The sequence below is a fragment of the Novosphingobium mangrovisedimenti genome, assembly GCF_025153475.1.
GTDB classification, from domain to species: domain Bacteria; phylum Pseudomonadota; class Alphaproteobacteria; order Sphingomonadales; family Sphingomonadaceae; genus Novosphingobium; species Novosphingobium mangrovi_A.
This window is the reverse complement of sequence record NZ_JANZXA010000001.1, coordinates 165,582-180,816: the sequence shown is the minus strand read 5'-3', so window position 1 is coordinate 180,816 and position 15,235 is coordinate 165,582. Positions and strand designations below refer to the sequence as shown.

Genomic DNA, 15,235 nt, shown 5'->3' with positions numbered 1-15,235 from the left:
AGTGGACGATACACCGGAGGATCTGGGCGCCAGCGAACTGCTCGAGCGCGCGCGCAAGCTGTTCTCGGGGCCGGTCACGTTCCTGAAGAGCGCGCCCGCGCTCAAGTTCCTGCCCGAGCCCGAAGTGCCGGAGATCGCCTTCTGCGGGCGTTCCAACGTGGGCAAGTCCTCGTTGCTCAATGCGCTGACCGGCCGGAAGGCGATTGCACGCACCTCGGTGACGCCGGGGCGCACGCAGGAGCTCAACTTCTTCGACGTGGGTGAACCCCTGCAGTTCCGCCTCGTCGACATGCCCGGCTACGGTTTCGCGAAGGCGCCTCCGGCGGTCGTCGAGAAATGGCGGCGGCTGGTGCGCGATTTCCTGCGCGGACGGGTGGTGCTCAAGCGCACGTTGCTGCTGGTGGACAGCCGTCACGGGGTGAAGCCCGTCGATGCCGAGATGATGAAGATGCTCGACGAGGCGGCGGTGGGCTATCGCATCGTCCTGACCAAGGCGGACAAGATCAAGGCGAGCGAGCTGGAAAAGGTGCATGCGGCAACGGTGGCCGAGGCGCGCAAGCATCCGGCGGCATTTCCCGAGGTCCATGTCACGAGTTCGGAAAAGGGCATGGGCATAGAGGAATTGCGCGCGGCCGTTCTGGGTGACGCCGAACTCTGACGGGCTGCACGGCGGCTGGCGCGCCGGGAAGGCGTTTCCGGGCGCGGATCAGGGAATCTTGTGAACCGCGAACGTGATCGGCGTTTTCGCATTGCCATGCTCGAAGGCGGCTGCCGCGAATTTGGGCCGGGACAATTTCACCCGCACGTCGTTGGAAAATCCCACGGGTTCGAGCGGCATGCCGATGAAGTTGCGGTCTGCCTTGCCATTGTCGTTGGCATCCCAATAGGCTTGCGCGGCATAGCGGCCGGGCGGCACCCCGGGCACGGTGACGGTCGTCGTTCCTGCGCGGGCAGGGGCCTCGGCGGACCAGGGGCAGTCCTTTCGCGTGAAGCGGGACTCGGGGCAGATGTCGACGTGGACGCGGCCCCTGGCGGTCGCGATGCCGGTAACGGCCACTTCCACCGGCGCGCCGGCCGGGCCGGCGCCGATCAGGAAGGGAAGGGCCAGAAGCAGCGCGAGTCTTTGCATGGCTCAATTATGAGCCTTCATGGATCGCAAGTCCATCGGGCAAGCGCATCCTTCCAACTCGACAGGCCGCGTTTCAGTCTCTAGGTCCACCCTTCAAGCCAGAGGGACCATCGCCCGTGAAGCTCATCATCGGCAACAAGAACTATTCCAGTTGGTCGCTGCGCGGCTGGCTTGCGGCCAAGCAATCCGGCCTGCATTTCGACGAACTCACCGTCCCGCTGTTCGGTGAGGACTGGGCGCACATCAAGCAAAGCTCCGACGATCTTGCCCCCAGCCACGGCAAGGTGCCGATCCTGTGGGACGGCGAGGCGGTGGTGTGGGACAGCCTCGCGATCATCGAATACCTTGCCGACAAGGTCGGGCGCGACCGGTTCTGGCCCAAGGCCGACGATGCCCGCGCCATGGCGCGCTCGATGGTGGCCGAGATGCATTCGAGCTACCTGCCGCTGCGCCGCTCGTGCCCGATGAACATCCGGGCGCGGGTCGAGAACGTGCAGATCGACGAGGACGTGCGCGCCGATATCGTGCGCATCCTCACGCTGTGGGCCGAGGCGCGGGCCCGTTTCGGCAAGGGCGGGCCGTTCCTGTTCGGCACTTTCAGCGCCGCGGACATCATCTACGCCCCGGTCGTGAGCCGCTTCCTGACTTATGGCATCGGCGTGCCCGGCTTTGCCCAGGCCTACATGGAGGCCGTCTGGGAGCACGAGTGGATGCAGCAGTGGATTGCCGCCGCGGAAGCGGAGGAATGGGTGATCGAGCAATACGAAATGCCGGTGGCCGACTGATGCGCGTGTTTGCATGTCTGCTGGCGGCGATTGTTGCTTTCGTCGCCTCGCCCGCGCTTGCCTGGGGTGACTATGGGCACCGCACGATTGCCGCGATCGCGATGGAGAACGTCACGCCGCGCACGCGTGCCGAAATCCGCAAGCTGCTGCACGCCGCACCCGAACTGGTAACGCCCGAATGCCCGGTGCAGAGCCTGGAGGACGCTTCCGTCTGGCCCGACTGCGTGCGGCGCGAGAGCTGGCGCTGGGGCTACACTTTCCCCTGGCACTACCAGAACATCTCGATCTGCAAGCCTTTCGACATCAAGGCCAACTGCCTCTACGGCAATTGTGTCTCGGCGCAGATCGACCGTCACGAACGCCTGCTGGCCGATCGCCGGCTCTCGGCCGAGCAGCGTCTCAGGTCGCTGATGTTCGTCACGCATCTCGTCGGCGATCTTCACCAGCCGCTGCACGTGGGCGAGAACGGTGATCTGGGGGGCAACCGGGTCAAGGCCGACTATGGCATTGCGCCGGACCTCAATCTTCACCGGATTTGGGACGGCCCCGAAGCGGAGCGGGCCATTTCATCGGCCAGCCCGCCGCTGGTGCGCCGTTACAGCGCCGGGGAAAAGGCACGCCTTGCCACCGGCTCGGTGACCGACTGGGCCAGAGAGTCCTGGCAGGTCTCGCGCGACTTCCTCTACCCGGCGGCCTTCGGCAAGCTTCCATGCGACGGTCCGGAAGCCGGGCATGTCGTCTGGACTGATGCGGCGATCGAGAAGGCAATCCCCATCGTCGACGAGCGCATCGAGCGCGCGGGGATCCGTCTCGCGAAGATGCTGGACGCGGCGCTCGACTGACCCGCGCCGCGCAGCCCGTTTCAGCTGGCCAGGTGTGCCGGGCTTTCGATGCACCCGAACCAGCCCAGCCCGCGATAGGTCTCGTAGCCCGGCGTCAGTCCATAAGCGACGATCTTGTCGTTGCGCACTGTATGGCCCCATTCATCGCGGGGATCGAGGGCGTAGGGCTGCCCGAAAGCCTGCGGCTCGTTTGAGGCGATCACGCGGAAGCGTGAATCCAGCAGCATGACCTTGCTGCAGGCGCGTTCCTCCCGAGATAGCGAAATGCCGTCGACGATGGCCCTGGCCTGGGGTTCCCAGTCGAAGAATATCCCGAGGACGCCGGCCGCCTCTCCCCGCGTCGCGCCGCCTGCGCGAATGGCCGTTGCATAAGTCGCGACCTGGGCGCCGCCCAGGCGTGGCGCGGTTTCCACATCGCACACGACGAAGCTGTCGCCATCGGCGGTCTGGAGGCCGCGGCGGAACCAGTCCTCGCGCGAGACATCTGCGCCCACCACGTCGCGGTAACGCTCGGGGCGGCCGTTGGCGATGACCCGGCCCGAGCGGTCGGCGATCCACAGATCGAGGTACACGGTATAGGACCGCAGGATCGTGGCGAGGCGGGACGTGGCGTGCGCGGCGGCATCCGCACCGGGGCTTTGCACCGCGTCCACCACGGCACTGTCGGTCGCCCACCAGCGCACGTCGCAGGAGCGCTCGTAGAGGTTGCGGTCCATGATCTCGACGGCGTTGCGGGCGAGGTCCGCGTAGCGGCTGCCCCTGAAGGTGATCGACATGTCGTTGCCCGCGTTCTGGATGCGCGCGGCATTCTCCGTGATCGCGGCGTTCAGCGACGCGGAGAGGGCGGTGACCTCCTGCGAGACAGAGCCCATTTCCTGCGCGACGATCGTGAAGCTCTTGCCGGCCTCACCGGCGCGGGCGGCTTCGAGGCGAGCGTTCATCGACAGGATCTGGGTGCGCAACATGATCTGGTCGAGATCGGCGATTTTCGCCTTGGTGACCTTTGTCAGTTCGAGCGCGAGGTCGATGATCTGATCTTGCATGCAACTCCTACTCCGACATGTTGGCAGTGCCCATGCCTGCAGGTCATCCTCGTTTCTGGAGTAGAAATTTCACCCCGGTGCCGCGTTTGCGGCTTGTCTTGTGATTTACGGGATACCGGATCGGGGTTGATCGCGGTTACATCGGTCGATCAGAAGTTGTACGTAGTAATCGACGGTCTGGCCGGGCCTTCTTACTTCATCCGTTCCGTCGGATAGGGCGTACCGTCCTTGCGGTAGTATCCGGCGGCGTCGAACTTCATGTCGATGTCCGAATAGGCGCCCGTCCCGCTCCGGTTGCCGGCGCTGATGGCGATGAAGCTGCAGGGCGCATCGCTTTCGTTGATCAGGTGGTGGCCGTTGGTTGCACCCTTGGGCCAGGCGCAGACGTCGCCGGGCCTCAGCACGGTACGGCCGTCGTCTTCGACCAGCACCGCTTCGCCGGTCAGCATGACCAGCAGTTCGTCCTCGTCGTTGTGCCAGTGGCGCTGGCTGGACCAGGCGCCGGGCTGAAGCACGACATGGCTTGCCCCCATCTCCGTCAACCCTCCCACCGGGGCAAGACGGCGCCACCAGCGGCCCGCGACCGCCGCATCGAAGGGGGCCGGATAGCCGGTCTTGTTGGACTGGGGGATCGTTTCGATGTCGAGCTTGGGCATGGCGGGCGTTCTCCTCCCTATGGTCTTCGCGGCGGGCTTGTGCGATGGGCGCACTATGTCCCAGACTGTGCCTTCCACTTCAAGCGTCACCGATCTTGCCGAAGCCCTGATCGCCTGTCCCAGCGTCACGCCGGCCACGGGCATGGTGTTCGATTGCCTGGAGCAGCAGCTTGCGCCGTTCGGCTTCGAGGTTGTGCGCTTCGTTGCCGGCGAGGCGCCGGACGGGCCGGTCGAGAACCTCTTCGCCATTCGCCGGGGCCCCGAAGGATCGCGGCACTTCGCCTTTGCCGGGCACCTCGACGTTGTGCCGCCGGGCGAGGGCTGGACCACCGCGCCGTTCCTGCCCGAGCGGCGCGGAGAGCTGCTCTACGGACGCGGCGCGGTGGACATGAAGGGCTCGATCGCGGCGATGGTCGCCGCCGTGCGCGACATCCCCGCCGAGGCGGGCACGCTGAGCTTCATCATCACCGGCGACGAGGAAGGCCCGGCTGTCTATGGCACGCGCGCACTGATCGACCTCATGCGCGAACGCGGCGAGATTCCCGACCTGTGCCTTGTCGGCGAGCCGACCTCGGTGAACCGTCTGGGTGACATGATGAAGATCGGCCGCCGCGGCTCGGTGAACATCTTCCTCGATGTCGAGGGCGTGCAGGGCCATGTCGCCTATCCGCATCTTGCGGACAACCCCATCACCAGGCTGGTCGCCATGCTGGCCGAACTCGATGCGCTGGTGCTGGATGAGGGGACCGACTGGTTCCAGCCCAGCAATCTCGAGATCACCGATCTCACAGTCGGCAATCCGGCGCACAACGTGATTCCGGCCAGGGCGAGCGCGCGCATCTCGATCCGCTTCAATGATCTGCATACCGGAACCGAACTGGGCGCGCGCGTCACGGAGATCGCCGAAAAGCACGGCGGCACGGCAAGGTCGGTGATTTCCGGCGAATCCTTCCTTACCGCGCCCGGCATGTTCTCCACCTTGCTGGCAGAGGCGATTAGGACCGAGACCGGAGTCGAACCTGAACTGTCGACCAGCGGTGGTACCTCGGACGCGCGGTTCCTCAAGGATCTGTGCCCGGTGATCGAATTCGGCCTGTGCAATGCCACCATGCACAAGCGGGACGAGGCCGTGGCGATGGACGATTTGGCCGCACTTTCACGTATTTATCGGCGCATCACGGAAGCAGCTCTTTCAGTTTTCTGACAATTTCCGGCCCGCCGTGACATTGACCCGACAGGTCCGGGTGTTAGTTTTGAGTGTAATTTTCCTGCTGGGGTGCACGGCCGTCGGCCGAGGGCCGCGGTCATGGCCGGTTTCGTAGCGGTCATGACCCAGGGCCGGGTGCTCTACCTCAAGCATGACGCTGATGCCGTGTAGGGGGCAATTTGCCCTGCTGCCGTTTTGAAGGGGTAGTCGATGGTTCGTTTCTGGTTCACCATTCCTCTCTGGCAGCGTGTGATCGGAGCCCTTGTGCTGGGCACGCTGACAGGCCTGTTTTGGGGACCCGACGCGGAATCGATCAAGTGGATCGGCGACTTCTTCATCAAGTCGGTGAAGATGCTGGTGGTCCCGCTGATCTTCTTCTCGCTGGTTTCCGGCGTCGCGGCGATCGGGGATTTGCGCAAGCTGGGTGCGGTCGGTGGCCGCGCGATGCTGCTGTTCGTGGTGACCGGCCAGATCGCGGTCTGGCTGGGGCTGGCGCTGGGCTCCTTCTTCAAGCCGGGGCAGGGCATCGATGCCAGTGCGATCGAACTCGGCATCACGCCCGAGCCGAACAGGACCACGGCGGTCGACATGATCCTGTCGATGGTGCCGGAAAGCCCGGTGAAGGTCATGGCCGATGCGCAGGTGCTGCCGCTGATCGTCTTCGCCATGCTGATGGGCATCGGCATCCTGATGGCCGGCAAGGAGGGCGAGCCTGCGGCAAAGGTCTTCGATAGCGGCTCAGTCGTCATGCAGAAGGTGACGATGATCGTGATGGAGCTGACCCCGTTCGGCGTCTTCGCGCTCATGGCCTGGGTCGCCGGAACGCTCGGGCAGGACGCCCTGATCGCGCTCGCCAAGCTCGTCGTGCTCAACTACGTGGGCTGCCTGCTGATCATCTTCGTGTTGTACTCGGCGATGATCCATTTCCTGGCCAAGCTGCCGGTGCACGATTTCTTCCGCGGTATCATCGATGCCATGGCGGTGAGCTATTCGACGGCTTCGTCGAACGCCACGCTGCCGGTGACGATGCGTTGTACCGAACGCAACCTGGGCGTCAGCAATTCGGTGGCCAGCTTCGTGGTTTCGCTGGGCGCGACGATCAACATGAACGGCACGGCCATGTACCTGGGCCTGGCCACGCTGTTCGGCGCCCAGGTCTTCGGCGTGCATCTGTCCTGGGGCGACTACTTCCTGATCTCGATTCTCTCGACCCTCGGGGCGGTCGGCGCGGCGGGCATTCCCGGCGCGGGCCTGATCATGATGGCGCTCGTCTTCGGTGCAGTCGGCGTGCCGCTGGAGACGATCGCGTTCGTCGCCGGCGTCGACCGGATCATGGACATGATGCGTACCGTCACCAACGTCAGCGGCGACGCGGCGGTGGCAACCACGGTCGCGGTCATGACCAACGAGATCGACCGCGAGGAAATGATCAGCGCCGACGACATCTAGCGTCGGCGCCGGTCGGTCTGGCTAGGGGCGTGCCGTCGTCAGCGCTTGAGCTTGACCGGCACGAAGGGCCCCATGCCGCAGCCCGCGCCGCGCTGCGGCCTGCCGCCGTACTGCAGCAGCGGATAGATGATGTCGTGCTTGCATAGCTGCGACAGCGAGGTCTCGTATGTGAAGCTGTCGGCAGACTTCAGGCCGTTGCAGCGATTGGGCAGTGTGACGCGCCAGACCTTGCTGCCGGCGCCGCCGATGAAGTCGATCGTCCAGTCGTCGCGAATGCGGGTGTTCGAAAACTGCGTGATGGGAAGGCAATCCCGCGCGGGGCCGATGGCTTCGGCTGCGGGCGTAACCGGCGGCGCCTTGCGCGGTTCGCCTTGCGAACAGGCGGCAAGCGCGAGCGACGTCAGGACCAACGGCAAATAAGCAGTTTTCATGGTAACCTTCTCCTCTGTCCGGCCCATCCGGGACGAGATGCACGCTCGTCCCCTTGTTGCCATCTTCTTAAAGACGGAGACCTCGGGCTTTAGCCTCAGATCCGGGTTTCAGGCCTTGGTCCCGGATTTTGCTTTCCCGGTCCCTTTTTCCATGATCTTGGGCTTGTAGCCGCACAAGTCAACGACCGGGCAGCGCCAGCATTCCGGCGTTCGCGCCTTGCAGATGTAACGCCCGTGCAGGATCAGCCAGTGGTGCGCGCCGACGCGAAACGGCGCCGGGACTTTCTTTTCGAGCTGCTTCTCGACCGCCAGCGGCGTCTTGCCCTTGGCAAGGCCAGTACGGTTGCCGACGCGGAAGATATGGGTATCGACCGCAAAAGTCTCGGCCCCGAAGGCACAGTTCATCACCACGTTGGCGGTCTTGCGCCCGACCCCCGGAAGCTCGACCAGCGCGTCGCGATCGGCGGGCACTTCTCCGCCGTAGTCGCGCACGAGAATTTCGGACAGGGCGATGACGTTCTTCGCCTTGGAATTGAACAGGCCGATCGTCTTTATGTGCGTCTTCAGCCCTTCCTCGCCGAGGTCCAGCATCTGCCGGGGAGTCTTCACCTCGCGAAACAGCGCGCGCGTGGCCTTGTTCACGCCGACGTCGGTCGCCTGCGCGGACAGCACCACGGCCACCAGAAGTTGGTAGGTGTTGCCGAATTCGAGCTCCGTCTCGGGCGAGGGGTTCAGTTCGGCAAGGCGGCGGAAGAACTCGAAGATCTGATCTTTTTTCATGCGTCCGGACCGTCCTTGTTCGCGGCGTCGCGTTGCCGCTGCATGGCGTCGCTGAAGGCTGAGGCCATGATGCCGGTAGGCATGGCGACAAGGCCTATGCCGCCCAGCGCCACGACCGATGCGAGGAGCTTGCCCAGCGGTGTGATCGGCGAGACGTCGCCGTAGCCGACAGTGGTTAGCGTGATGATCGCCCACCACAGCGCGCGCGGGATCGAGCCGAAGGCCTCGGGCTGGACGTGGCGCTCGGCCCAATAGAGCGAGCTGGCGCCGAACAGCAGCAGGCAGGCCGCCAGTGCCATCGTCACCAGCAGTTCGTAGCGTCGTGCGAGCAGCGCCCGGACCAGTTCACGCAAGGCCGTGGAGAAGCGTCCGAACTTGGCGAGGGCGGCGAGCCTGATGAGCCGGACGACGCGCAGCAGGGCGACGTCGCTGAAGAAGAACGGCATAAGCGAGGCAACCACGACGACAAGGTCGATCAGCGCCAGTGGCGTGAACACGAAATGGAGGCGGACTTTCCAGGCGGGCTGTCCGTCCGCTTCCTCCACGATGCTCCACACGCGCCCGAGGTATTCCACGCCGAAGATCACGCCGAACAGCATTTCCAGCCCGATGAAGAATTCGCGGTGCGGCTGGAACATGGCGGGTTCGGTGGCAATGATCGTCACCCCGACCGCGGCGAGGATGACGATGATGATGGCCTTGTTAAACAGGGTCAGGCCGTGGGTCGCGTCCGCCCGCGCGAAGAGTTGTTGATAGACTTGCTTGCGCAAAGCCACCATTCAGAGCCCCAGCACCTGGGGCATGGTGTAGCGGCCGGCGGGCTTGTCCCGCAGCCACTGTGCTGCCCTGAGCGCGCCCCTGGCGAAGATTCCCCGGTTTTCGGCCATGTGCGACAGGGACAGGCGTTCGTTGTCGGCCAGGAAATGGATGGTGTGGTCGCCGGCAACGGTGCCGCCGCGCAGCGCGGCGAACCCGATCGTGCCGGTCTCGCGCTTGCCGGTGATGCCATCGCGGCCGCGCACGGAATTGTCGGCAAGATCGACGCCCCGTCCATCGGCGGCCGCTTCGCCCAGCAGCAGCGCCGTGCCGGAAGGGGCATCCACTTTCATGCGGTGGTGGGTTTCGACGATCTCGATGTCCCAGTCCTCGCCAAGCCGGCCGGCCGCCTCGCGCACGAGGTGCGCGAGCAGGGTGACGCCCAGGGAGGTGTTGCCGGTCTGCAGGACGGGGATCGTCTCGGCGGCCTTGTCGATCAGCCAGTGGTGGCGTTCCTCGAGGCCGGTGGTGCCGATGACGATCGGCAGGCCTGTCGCCACCGCGGCATCCAGATTGCCTTCCAGCGCCGCCGGGCTGGAGAAGTCGATCAGGACATCGGCTTGTGCTGCCAGCGCCGCGACGTCGCCATCCTTGTCGATGCCGCCGGCCAGTTCCTCGCCCGCTGCTTCGACGGCCTCCGCGATTGCCCGGCCCATGCGTCCGTTGCTGCCGATGATTCCGATTCTGCTCACTATCAGTTCCCCGCTCGGCCCGAGCCTGTTCAATGTGATGTCGTTTCGTCGACCGCATGGCCCAAACAACGCGCTTCGACAAGTTCAGCGCCGACGGTATTGTCGGATCATGAGCCGAATCTCCAACATCGTGATCCTCACCGGCGCGGGCGTAAGCGCCGAAAGCGGCATCGACACCTTCCGCGACGCGGGCGGCCTGTGGGAGCAGCACCGCGTGGACACCCAGTATAGAGTTGTACCCTGAAGGTTGATCAGAATGACAGGCTGCAATGCAGGTATTTTCTGTCAAAGCTGCCGTTCTGCAAGCACCCCATTGCGGACACCGCGGAGCTAGGACATGATGGTTTGATGACGCGTCTGCTGCAGTTCATCCCGACTTGGACTTTCCCAATCTTCGCCGCCGTCACAGGTTTCGGAGTTTCAGAAGTTTCTCAGGGATTTGGGATCGCAAAGCTGTCGTCCGATTGCATTGGGATCGCGGCTACCGTCTCGATAATCTTTTTACTATACCGTTTCGCGAGCCGCACTTCGCGGTAGAGTGGCACCGTCTACTTTCCAACGCTTCACGGCATTCGGGCAATTTACACAGATCGCCATATTGCTGCCGTAGCCACGCTCCATCATTGGCCATGTGATGCACATCAGCCATACTCGCACCCCATGACAACGATCAGAAACATTTTGATCCTCACAGGCGCAGGCGTTTCCGCTGAAAGCGGGATCGACACTTTTCGCGGTGCGGGCGGGCTTTGGGAGGGTCAAGCCGTGGAAGACGTGGCCACGCCCGAGGCCTTCACGCGCGATCCGGATCTGGTCCTGCGCTTCTACGACATGCGGCGCGAAGCGATCCAGACCAAGGAGCCGAATGCGGCGCATCATGCATTGGCGCGGCTGGACCGGGAATGGCCGGGGAATCTCCTCATCGTGACCCAGAACGTGGACGACCTGCACGAGCGGGCCGGGGCGAAGCGCGTGCTGCACATGCATGGCGAGCACCTCAATGCCTGGTGCACCAGCTGCGATGTTCGTTCGCCATGGACTGGGCCGCTGATCGACCGTCCGGCGTGCCCGGCATGCGGCGACACGGCTCTGCGGCCCGATGTCGTCTGGTTCGGCGAGGTCCCCTATCACATGGAGGAGATCTTCTCGGCGCTGCGGGAGGCAAACCTGTTCGTCTCGATCGGCACGTCCGGCGCGGTCTATCCGGCGGCCGGTTTCGTGCGCAATGCACGCGATCTTGGCGCGGCCACGCTCGAACTCAATCTCGAACCTTCGCAGGGGAGCCTGTGGTTCGAAGAGGCCCGCCATGGTCCGGCCACCGAACTGGTGCCGGCGTGGGTGGAGACGATGCTGGCCGGACGTACCTGAGAAGTTCCAGGCAAAAGGCGCGGTGGGACAGGTCCCTCGCGTCAGGTGCTGCCGCACCCCTTGCAGGCCGGGTCCTTGGCGACTCGCAGCGGGCGCATCGAGGGGGCCATGCCATCGATCAGGTGCAGCGTGCCGAACTGGGGATCGCCGAAGGCTGCGTGCCCGGCGAGCAGAACGCGAATCGCATGCATGACCGCGAAAGTGCCGACCATGCCGACCATGGCGCCGAGCACGCCGTCGGCGGCGCAGGTGTCGCAATCCTCGGCGTCGAAGGCATCGCCCACGAAACAACGGTAGCAGGGCTGGTCGGGCAGGTGTCCCGCGAAGTTGGCGACCTGCCCCTGAAAGCGGCCGATCGCGGCGCTGGTCAGCGGAATTCCCAGTTTTACACAGGAATCTGACACGGTCAGCCGAGTCGCGAAGTTGTCACACCCGTCCAATACGAGACTCGCGCCGGAGAGGATCTGGGCAGCGTTGTCACCCCCCACCCGCGTGACGTTTGCATTGACCTCGAGGCCAAGATCAAAACGCCGCACCCATTCGGCTGCCGTTTCCGCCTTGGGCTTGCCGACATCAGACGGCGTGTAAATCGTCTGGCGCTGGAGGTTGCTGACGTCGACGACGTCATCATCGACCAGAGTCAGGCGCCCTATGCCGGCTGCGGCGAGATATTGCAGTGCAGGACTGCCAATCCCGCCGCAGCCGACAAGCACGACATGCGATTCAGCCAGCGCCACCTGACCCGCTCCGCCCACTTCGGGCAGGACGATATGGCGTGCGAAACGATTGAGCCGGTCGGGAGAAATGCTCATTGCGCGATGCGCTTCACATCGAATCCGAGGCGTTGTCCTCGGGCAGGCGCTCCTTCACGAAGCCGTGCAGCCCGAACCACCACTGCGCCGCGATGACCGCGCCCTTGGCCGGCTGCAGCATTCCCAGCATCATGACGAGGGCCAGCGGTACCAGGATCAGGACCATGGCCAGCGGCTCCAGCTCGAAATCGAGGCTGAGCATGATGATCAGTGGTGCCATCAGGTGGCCGGTGACGAGGATCGCGATGTAGGCGGGAAAATCATCCGCCCGCTGCGGGGTAAGGTCCAGGGTGCAGACCGGACAATGCTCAAGCGGCTTGAGCCACTTGCCGAACAGGCGACCTTCGCCGCAGCGCGGGCACTTGCCGCGGATGCCGCGCAAGGCGGCTTGAGCAAATGTGGCGGGAATCATGTCCGTCCGCGTACAGCATGGACGCCGGTGGGTGAAGCCGCAAAAGCCCCGCGATGCGCAACGTGCCGGAAGAGGCTCGCCAGGCATCGAGGGTGAAACGTCAGTGCGTCAGGGCGAGAACCTTGTTGCGGCCGCTGTTCCTGGCTTCGTCCAGCATGGCATCTGCCTGGCGCAGGGAATCGTGGAACTCCGAAAACGCGCGAACCGGTGCAAGGCCACAGGAGAAGGTCACCGGCCAGCCCTGTCCGCTCAGGCTCTCGTCGAGCGCCACGGATGCCCGCAGGCGTTCCATGATCTGGCGAGCTTCGTCGAGCAGGGTCTGCGGCAGCAGGACCGAGAACTGGATGCTGTCCCAGCGGCCCACGATGTCGGTGCGGCGCAGCCCGGCCTCGAGCCGACGGGCGATTGCCTTGACCAGGTTTTCGCTCGCCGATTCGCCGAACCGTTCGGTGATCAGCGCGAAATGGTCGATCTCGACAAGGGCCAGCACCGCAGTGCCTTCGTCGCGCAGGAGGCCTTTTGCCGAATCCAGAAAGCCATTGCGGTTGCGCACGCCGGTCAGCGGATCGCGTTCGGCGGTCTCTATCAGCGCCTCGATCCGCAAGGCGGATTCGTTCGCGGCCGTTGTCACCCCGCGCAGCAGGCGGCCGACGAGGTCATCTCCGGCGACGGGGATGCGCGCAACGGGCTCCCCGTTCTGGACGGCGCCGAGCATGTCTGCGGCACGGGCGATCGGCCTGAGCAGGGCATGGATCGTCGCGAGCCCGAACACGGCGCCGAGCAGCGTGCCGCCCAGCAGCGCCGCAAGCGTCGGGGCATGCCATTCGCCGGTCGTCGCCTGCAGCGTGAGGCACGCGACCAGCGGTACGAGAATGGCACAGAGACACAACAGCAGGACTCTGCGTTCGAAGTGATGTGGGAACAAAAAGGCTGTCGCCCTGTAGAAGCGCATGGGGGGGTGCCTCTTCCAGTGATCTGGTCGCCACGTTTCAGCCGTGGGACCTTCACCATGAAGCTAAGGGGCGGCGCTTAGCAAAGTGTTAAGTTATGACCGCGGAAATCCTGGATTTCTGGGGAATATCGTTTGCATTTCCGCCTTCGGGTAAACACCGCGCTGACAGCCGTCGTTAACCTAAGGTGCCGGATATTCCGTTCGCACGAGCCCACGTGAAAAGGCCTGCGAGAGCGGATGCCGCTTCGCAGGCCTTTCGATCTGCAGGCTTCGGTGAAAGCCTGGAGTGTCCCGGGGGCGGTCCGGGAGGGCTGTCAGCTCTCGAGTTGGCGCAGCAGCGAGCGGACGTCACCGTCCATGTCGGCATCGCGGGTGCGCAGCTCCTCGATCAGGCGAACCGCGTGGATCACCGTCGAGTGATCGCGTCCGCCGAACTTGCGACCGATCTCCGGGTAGGAGCGCGGCGTCAGCACCTTGGCGAGGTACATCGCCACCTGGCGCGGGCGTACCACGGCGCGGGCGCGGCGCTTGGAGCTCATCTCGGTCCGGTCGATCCGGTAGAACTGGCAGACCGTGCGCTGGATCTCGTCGATCGTGATGCGGCGGCGGTTGGCCGAGAGGATATCGGTGAGCTGCTCTTCGGCAAGCTGCAGGGAGACCTGCTGGCCGGTCAGCTGGGCATAGGCGATCAGCTTGTTGAGACCGCCCACCAGTTCGCGCACGTTGCGATTGATGGTGCGCGCGAGGAACTCGATGACGTCGGCGGGCACTTCGATCGAGGCGAAGCGCTGCAGGCGGTTCTCGAGGATCGAGCGGCGCAGTTCGATGTCGGCGGGCTGGATGTCCGCGACAAGGCCCATCGACAGGCGCGAGAGCAGGCGCGGTTCGACGCCGTCGAGCGCCTGCGGGGCACGGTCGGCGGCGAAGACCAGCCGCTTGCCCTCGGCGAGCAGGGCATCGATCGTGTAGAGCAGCTCTTCCTGCGCCGAAGCCTTGCCGATGATGAACTGGATGTCGTCCACCAGCAGCAGGTCGAAGCCGCGTAGGCGCGCCTTGAATTCGATCATCTGGTTCTGGCGCAGCGCCTGGACGAACTCGACCATGAAGCGCTCGGCCGAGCAGTAGAAGATCCGCGCATGCGGGTGGCTGGCCAGATAGGCATGGCCAATCGCGTGCAGCAGGTGCGTCTTGCCTTGGCCGGTCGCGGCTTTGAGGTAGAGCGGCGAGAACTGCGGCTTCTCGTTCGCCGACATGCGTTGGGCGGCATTGAATGCCAGCACGTTCGCCGTGCCCGTCACGAAAGTCGCGAAAGTCTGCGAGGCATCGATGCCCGCCGGGCCCTGTCCGAGCGAGGCGAACGATTCGCCGGTTAGCGCGGCCGAAAGTGCATCGGCCGAACCGTGCGCCGAATCGTTGGCTGGCGCGCTGCTCGGCCGTCCGCCGCTGCCCAGACGCAGTTCGGGCAGCTGGCGGCGGCCAGGATGCACGAGGATGCGTACATGACGCACGTCAGGGCGCGCGATCTTCCATGCCAGCGAAAGGCGATCGGCAAACCGGTCCGTGACCCAGTTCGCGGAGAATTCGGTGGGGAGATAGAGATCGAGAGTACCGGTCTCCGCGCAGTAGGTGCCCGGCTGGATCGGTTTGATCCACTGGCTGTGAACCTGATACCCCAGATCCTTGCGCAGGCCTTGGCTGATGTCTGCCCAGTCGGCCGCCAGATTCACGGCTTCCTGATCCTCTTCCATCGCAACTTTTACCGCCTTCGCTTTTCTGTGTGATTGGTTGCCGCCCGCACCCGATGAAGAACCTGACACCCGCTCAACTCCCCGTGTTCGCGTGACCCCGATATGTCCGCAAC

17 protein-coding genes and 1 pseudogene are annotated in these 15,235 nt (G+C 64.6%); 7 read left to right on the top strand and 11 right to left on the bottom strand.

Annotation, left to right across the window (positions count from 1 at the left end; genetic code table 11):
• The first annotated feature begins 1 nt into the window (after position 1).
• Complete coding sequence (yihA, locus tag NZK81_RS00960) at positions 2 to 658, top strand: ribosome biogenesis GTP-binding protein YihA/YsxC (protein ID WP_260043182.1); 657 nt, start codon at positions 2 to 4, stop codon at positions 656 to 658.
• A gap of 48 nt (positions 659 to 706) precedes the next feature.
• Here yihA and NZK81_RS00955 read toward each other — a convergent pair whose 3' ends face one another.
• Complete coding sequence (locus tag NZK81_RS00955; protein WP_260043180.1) at positions 707 to 1,129, bottom strand: DUF2141 domain-containing protein; 423 nt, start codon at positions 1,127 to 1,129, stop codon at positions 707 to 709.
• 116 nt (positions 1,130 to 1,245) lie between these two features.
• Between NZK81_RS00955 and NZK81_RS00950 the strand changes: the two genes are divergently transcribed.
• Together NZK81_RS00950 and NZK81_RS00945 are read left to right on the top strand one after the other, a co-directional pair.
• The gene (locus tag NZK81_RS00950; protein ID WP_260043178.1) at positions 1,246 to 1,914 is read left to right on the top strand and encodes a glutathione S-transferase family protein; all 669 of its coding nucleotides are present in this window, start codon (positions 1,246 to 1,248) and stop codon (positions 1,912 to 1,914) included.
• Positions 1,914 to 2,756, top strand: coding sequence for a S1/P1 nuclease (locus tag NZK81_RS00945; RefSeq protein ID WP_260043176.1), 843 nt, complete (start codon positions 1,914 to 1,916; stop codon positions 2,754 to 2,756). Before NZK81_RS00950 ends, NZK81_RS00945 begins: the two co-directional genes overlap by 1 nt.
• A 20-nt stretch (positions 2,757 to 2,776) precedes the next feature.
• Here the strand turns inward: NZK81_RS00945 and NZK81_RS00940 are convergent, their stop codons facing one another.
• A complete protein-coding gene (locus NZK81_RS00940; protein WP_260043175.1) occupies positions 2,777 to 3,799 on the bottom strand; it encodes a methyl-accepting chemotaxis protein in 1,023 nt (340 codons plus the stop codon).
• Between the two features lie 191 nt (positions 3,800 to 3,990).
• Positions 3,991 to 4,455, bottom strand: coding sequence for a cupin domain-containing protein (locus tag NZK81_RS00935; protein ID WP_260043173.1), 465 nt, complete (start codon positions 4,453 to 4,455; stop codon positions 3,991 to 3,993).
• Positions 4,456 to 4,510: 55 nt separating this feature from the next.
• Here NZK81_RS00935 and dapE point away from each other — a divergent pair, with 55 nt between their 5' ends.
• Complete coding sequence (gene dapE / locus NZK81_RS00930; RefSeq protein WP_260043172.1) at positions 4,511 to 5,659, top strand: succinyl-diaminopimelate desuccinylase; 1,149 nt, start codon at positions 4,511 to 4,513, stop codon at positions 5,657 to 5,659.
• Positions 5,660 to 5,872: 213 nt separating this feature from the next.
• Positions 5,873 to 7,111 carry a dicarboxylate/amino acid:cation symporter gene (locus NZK81_RS00925; RefSeq protein ID WP_260043171.1) on the top strand — a complete coding sequence of 413 codons (1,239 nt, stop codon included), beginning with the start codon at positions 5,873 to 5,875 and terminating at the stop codon, positions 7,109 to 7,111.
• A gap of 38 nt (positions 7,112 to 7,149) precedes the next feature.
• Here NZK81_RS00925 and NZK81_RS00920 read toward each other — a convergent pair whose 3' ends face one another.
• The 4 genes from NZK81_RS00920 to dapB form a co-directional block, all read right to left on the bottom strand.
• On the bottom strand, positions 7,150 to 7,542 hold the full coding sequence (locus NZK81_RS00920; protein ID WP_260043170.1) for a hypothetical protein: 393 nt from the start codon (positions 7,540 to 7,542) through the stop codon (positions 7,150 to 7,152).
• A 108-nt stretch (positions 7,543 to 7,650) separates the two neighbouring features.
• Positions 7,651 to 8,322 carry an endonuclease III gene (gene nth / locus NZK81_RS00915; protein WP_260043169.1) on the bottom strand — a complete coding sequence of 224 codons (672 nt, stop codon included), beginning with the start codon at positions 8,320 to 8,322 and terminating at the stop codon, positions 7,651 to 7,653.
• A complete protein-coding gene (locus NZK81_RS00910) occupies positions 8,319 to 9,101 on the bottom strand; it encodes an ion transporter (protein WP_260043167.1) in 783 nt (260 codons plus the stop codon). The genes nth and NZK81_RS00910 overlap by 4 nt, the downstream gene beginning before the upstream one ends.
• Entirely contained in the window at positions 9,102 to 9,830 is a 729-nt protein-coding gene (dapB, locus tag NZK81_RS00905; RefSeq protein ID WP_260043166.1) for a 4-hydroxy-tetrahydrodipicolinate reductase, read from the bottom strand.
• A 109-nt stretch (positions 9,831 to 9,939) separates the two neighbouring features.
• On the opposite strand from dapB, the pseudogene NZK81_RS00900 reads away from it, so the two are divergent.
• Both NZK81_RS00900 and NZK81_RS00895 read left to right on the top strand, forming a co-directional pair.
• Positions 9,940 to 10,050, top strand: a pseudogene (locus tag NZK81_RS00900) (Sir2 family NAD-dependent protein deacetylase); the annotation flags it as partial.
• 440 nt (positions 10,051 to 10,490) lie between these two features.
• Positions 10,491 to 11,198 carry an NAD-dependent deacylase gene (locus NZK81_RS00895; protein ID WP_260043165.1) on the top strand — a complete coding sequence of 236 codons (708 nt, stop codon included), beginning with the start codon at positions 10,491 to 10,493 and terminating at the stop codon, positions 11,196 to 11,198.
• A gap of 41 nt (positions 11,199 to 11,239) precedes the next feature.
• On the opposite strand, the gene NZK81_RS00890 is transcribed toward NZK81_RS00895, so the two are convergent.
• The 4 genes from NZK81_RS00890 to dnaA all read right to left on the bottom strand — a co-directional run bounded on the left by NZK81_RS00890 (position 11,240) and on the right by dnaA (position 15,122).
• On the bottom strand, positions 11,240 to 12,010 hold the full coding sequence (locus tag NZK81_RS00890) for a HesA/MoeB/ThiF family protein (protein WP_260043164.1): 771 nt from the start codon (positions 12,008 to 12,010) through the stop codon (positions 11,240 to 11,242).
• A 13-nt stretch (positions 12,011 to 12,023) separates the two neighbouring features.
• Complete coding sequence (locus NZK81_RS00885) at positions 12,024 to 12,422, bottom strand: DUF983 domain-containing protein (RefSeq protein WP_260043163.1); 399 nt, start codon at positions 12,420 to 12,422, stop codon at positions 12,024 to 12,026.
• Between the two features lie 100 nt (positions 12,423 to 12,522).
• Positions 12,523 to 13,311 carry a GGDEF domain-containing protein gene (locus NZK81_RS00880; RefSeq protein WP_260043162.1) on the bottom strand — a complete coding sequence of 263 codons (789 nt, stop codon included), beginning with the start codon at positions 13,309 to 13,311 and terminating at the stop codon, positions 12,523 to 12,525.
• A gap of 377 nt (positions 13,312 to 13,688) precedes the next feature.
• Complete coding sequence (gene dnaA, locus NZK81_RS00875) at positions 13,689 to 15,122, bottom strand: chromosomal replication initiator protein DnaA (RefSeq protein WP_260043161.1); 1,434 nt, start codon at positions 15,120 to 15,122, stop codon at positions 13,689 to 13,691.
• Between the last annotated feature and the right edge of the window lie 113 nt (positions 15,123 to 15,235).